Below are 4,082 nucleotides of genomic sequence, written 5' to 3' on the forward strand. Positions count from 1 at the left end.
GCGCCGGGGCCGGCTCGGTGGCGGGCGTGGACGTGGCGTTCGCCTTGGGAGAGGGCTCCGCCTTGGGAGAGGGCTCCGCCTTGGTGGCGGGCGGAGGCGGCATGGGCAGCGCCTGGTCCAGGGGCTTCGCCTCACGGGCCGGCGCGGCCTTCTCCGCCGGAGGGCTCGCGGGGGCGCTGGACGACGAGCCCCCACCCTTCTTGTAGAACGCCAGGTAGCTGCCGGCGCCCGCGGACACCAGGCCCGCCAGCACGCCGATGTCCGCCACCAGCGCGTACGTCTTGCCGGTGCTCTTCAGGTCCTCCGCGCGCGTGCTGCCCTGCGGCGCGAGCTTGAACGCGTCCGCCTTGGAGGAGGACTCCAGACCGAAGTAGATGCCGCCCGCCAGCAGCGCCACGCCCGTGGCCAGCAGCACGTAGCCCGCTGTCTTGCGGCTCACGCCCCCGCCGCTGGCGAAGTGCTTCACCGGCTTGCCGTCCACGCGCGCCGCGTCCTGGCCGACCAGGCCCGTCAAGAGCGCCTCGGAGCCCGTGGCCATCGCGTCACCGCGCGGCACCTGGCCCAGCGCGTACGCCAGGTTGTGGCCGTCCGCCACGTCCATGCGCAGGCCGGTGACGGTCAGCGGCGCGTTGCCCGGACCGCCGCGCACCAGCAGCGCCAGCACCTGCGGCACGCCCGCGAGCGCGCCCAGCTCCTGCAGCGCCTGGTCCCGCTCCTCGTCGTCGGGGTTCTTCGCGATGCGCTCCACGAGCGCCTCGTAGCGCTGCTGCACCGGCAGCTTCGCGAGCGTGAAGGAGGACTCGCCCTCGCGAGCCCGGCCTTCCGTCACGGCGTAGCCCGGCGCCACCAGCGTCACGTAGTGGTCCGCGCGCGTCAGGCCCGTGAGCGCCAGCGGGGACACGCCCTTGTAGGTGCCGTCCACGAACACCTGCGCGGCAACGGGCTGCGTGCTCACGTTCAGAGTGGCCTGCGCGCCGTCCAGCTGCGCCTTGCGCTCCTTCTCCACGAACGCCATGGACTCGGGCGGGAAGAAGTTGGCGTTGAAGGTGGCGCGAGGGTCCACCGCGAGCACGCCGCGCATCTCCAGCTCCGCGGCCTTGTTCTCTCCGTTGACCCCTTGCGTCGCGGCCTTCATCACCCGCGCGCGGCTGAGCAGCGGGAACGCGCGCGACAGGTCCGCCTGCTCGTAGGCCTTCACCGCCTTGTCGAAGCTCTGGAGCGCCTTCACGGTGTCCAGTTCGTCGTAGGCCTTCGCGCCGTCCTTGAACGCGGCGTTGCCCTCCACCGCCTTCGCCTGACGCGCGGCCGCGCCCTCGGCATCTAGCGCGTCCGTCAGCCGCACCAGCTCCATCCGGCCGGAGCGGGCCACGGCCTGCTCCGCCCAATGCGTCAGCGCCAGCGCCTCACCCTCGAGCGAGGCATCCACGGGAATGGCCACCACCGCAACGCGGGGGCCCGCCGCCGTCGGCAGCGTTCGCGGCATCAGCCGCAGCGGTACGTGTTGCTGCTGCGCGGCGGCGGGGCCCATGGCCAGCATTCCCACCAGCCAGCCACTGAGCGTCGCGTGCAGCGCGCGATTGAAAGGACGTCGCATCCGGTCTCCCTCGTTGCTGTGCGCATTACACGCACTGCGAGGCGGAACGCCACCTCGAAAGGGGGTTTCAGCGACCCGCGGTGCTCCCGGAGGCCCGGGACGCGGGCCCTGGCGCCAACCCATGGAGGTAGTTGAGCGCGACCTTCAGCTGTGGATCCCTGAGCTTCGCCGTCACCGCCCAGTCCTTCAGGTTCGAGGGCAGGGTCCGGGGATGGGCGGCGACCTCCGACGTCGTCTGGGACGGCTCCGCCTTGAAGTGGCCCCGCAGGTCCTTCTCCCGCGGCGCGTCACTCCCCGCCTTCCCGGAGGAGTCCTCCGGCACCAGGAAGTCCGGGGTGATGCCCTTCTCCTGGATGCTGCGGCCCTTGGGCGTGTAGTAGCGCGCGATGGTGAGCTTCAGGCCGGAGCCGTCCTCCAGCTCGATGATGGTCTGCACGCTGCCCTTGCCGAAGGTCTGCGTGCCCATGATGACCGCGCGGCCGTGGTCCTGGAGCGCGCCCGCGACGATCTCCGACGCGGAGGCGCTGCCCGCGTTGACCAGCACCACCAGCGGGTAGTCCTTCTCCGTGTCGCGGTCGCGGCTCTTCTCCTCGGAGGCGTTGCGGCCGTCGCGCCCGCGCGTGGACACGATGGGCAGGTTGCCCGGCAGGAAGCGGTCGCTCATGGCCACGGCCTGGTCCAACAGGCCGCCGGGGTTGTTGCGCAGGTCCAGCACCAGGCCGTCCAGCTCCTTGCCGCCGTTGAGCGCGCGCAGCCGGTCCAGCTCCTTCTTCAAGGACAGGTCCGTGCGGTCCTGGAAGTTCTTCACCTTCACGTGACCGATGCCGTCGTAGAGCGCGCTCTCCACGGACACGATGCGGATGTGGTCGCGCAGGATGGCCAGCTCCCGGGGCGCGTTGAAGCCCGCGCGCATGAGCGTGAGCAGCACGCGGCCACCCGCCGGCCCACGCATCTTCTGGAGCGCGCGGCCCAGGTCCATGCCCTGGGTGCTCTCCCCGTCGATGGCGAGCAGTTCGTCCCCGGCCTTGATGCCCGCGCGCGCCGCGGGCGTGTCGTCGATGGGCGCAACCACCACCAGCCGGTCGCCCTTGCGCGCGATTTCAATGCCCAGGCCGCCGAACTCACCGGACGTGTCGATCTTCATTTCCCGGAAGACTTCCGGAGGCATGAAGAGGGTGTGCGGATCCAACGTGTCGAGCATCCCCTGGATGGCGCCCTGGATGAGCGTCTTGCGGTCCACGCTCTCCACGTAGTTGTTCTCCACGTAGGAGAGCACCCGCGCGAACAGCTCCAGCTGGCGGTACGCGGATTCCTCCCGGCCGGCCGCGTCCCCTGGCTTCTGCGCGAGCGCGGGCGCGCCCCACAGCAGGAGCGCGGCGAATCCCATGCGCCACGGCTTCGGGAAACGGATCACGGGAGCGCGTCCTCGGGGGTCGGGTGGAAGGGGCCGTCGCAAGGCCCCTGAGTCTACACCCGGCCCGCCGGACGATTCCCGCCCTTAGAGGCGGGTCCGGTCCGCGAAGCCCACCAGGTGGGACACGAACGCGTCCGGCCGCTCCATCTGCGGCACGTGGCCGAAGCCCTCCACCACATGCACCTCCGCCTGGGCGGGCAGGTGCTGCCGGTACCAGTCGAGGATTTCCGGGGGCAGGAGCCGCTCGCTGCCGCCCCAGAGGAAGAGCACCGGCATCTTCAAATCCCGCACCGCCTGGGGCGCGATGCTCGCCTGCGTCGCGAGCGCATCCGCCGCCAGCGCCTGCACCGTGGGCGTCGTGTAGAGCTTGCTCAGCGCCGGCGCGAGCAGCAGCGCGCCCAGGGGCGGCCGGTGGAAGAGCTTGCGCGTCAGGGCGCGGACGTCCGCGCTCGACTTCACCGCGAAGTGCCCCAGCAACGCCGCCAGCGCCTGCGGCGTCAGCTCCGCGCCCGCGGGAGCCACCAGCGCCAGCGCCTTCACCCAGGCGGCATGCTCGGAGGCCAGGTTGACGGCCATGGCCCCGCCCAGCGAGTTGCCCACCACGAGGGCGGGCGTCTTCACCACCTGCTCGAAGTAGGCGCGCAGCACGTCGAACTGGCCCTGTACGCAGGTGGGGCCGCCGCAGAACTCGCCGGAGAAGCCGTGGCCCGGCAGGTCCGGCGCGAGCACGCGGGAGAAGCGCTTCGCCAGCCCGAAGAACGTGCGCCCGAAGCCGTTGGCGGACCCGCCCAGCCCGTGCACCAGCACCACCGGAGGCCCCTTGCCCTGCCCCTCCAGCGCGTAGTGGTGTACCGCCTGCCCACCCACGTTCACCGTCTCCGACTCCACACCCCGCGCCACCAGCACGCGTCGCATCGCTTCCTGCATCCCACCCATCAGGTCCACGCGAGGGCCTCCTTCGTCCACCGACGACCACCCACTTCTAACGCCTCCGCGTCTTGGACGCAGCGCATCAAACAGACAATGTCAGGGCGTCCCGGCGGCGGCGGTGGCGGGGGCCAGCCAGGGGGCTGT

General features: G+C 71.6%; 3 protein-coding genes. All 3 read right to left on the reverse strand.

The window, feature by feature from the left end; genetic code table 11:
• On the reverse strand, positions 1-1,594 hold a 1,594-nt coding region (locus D7Y21_RS40485), incomplete at its 3' end, for a PEGA domain-containing protein (protein WP_121718558.1).
• 67 nt (positions 1,595-1,661) lie between these two features.
• Entirely contained in the window at positions 1,662-2,981 is a 1,320-nt protein-coding gene (locus D7Y21_RS40490) for a S41 family peptidase (protein ID WP_370039927.1), read from the reverse strand.
• Positions 2,982-3,092: 111 nt separating this feature from the next.
• Positions 3,093-3,953: an alpha/beta fold hydrolase gene (locus D7Y21_RS40495; RefSeq protein ID WP_120566360.1), complete on the reverse strand. Its 861-nt coding sequence runs from the start codon at positions 3,951-3,953 to the stop codon at positions 3,093-3,095.
• Positions 3,954-4,082 lie beyond the last annotated feature (129 nt).

This window comes from Corallococcus sp. AB045, from assembly GCF_003668895.1.
Lineage (GTDB): Bacteria > Myxococcota > Myxococcia > Myxococcales > Myxococcaceae > Corallococcus > Corallococcus coralloides.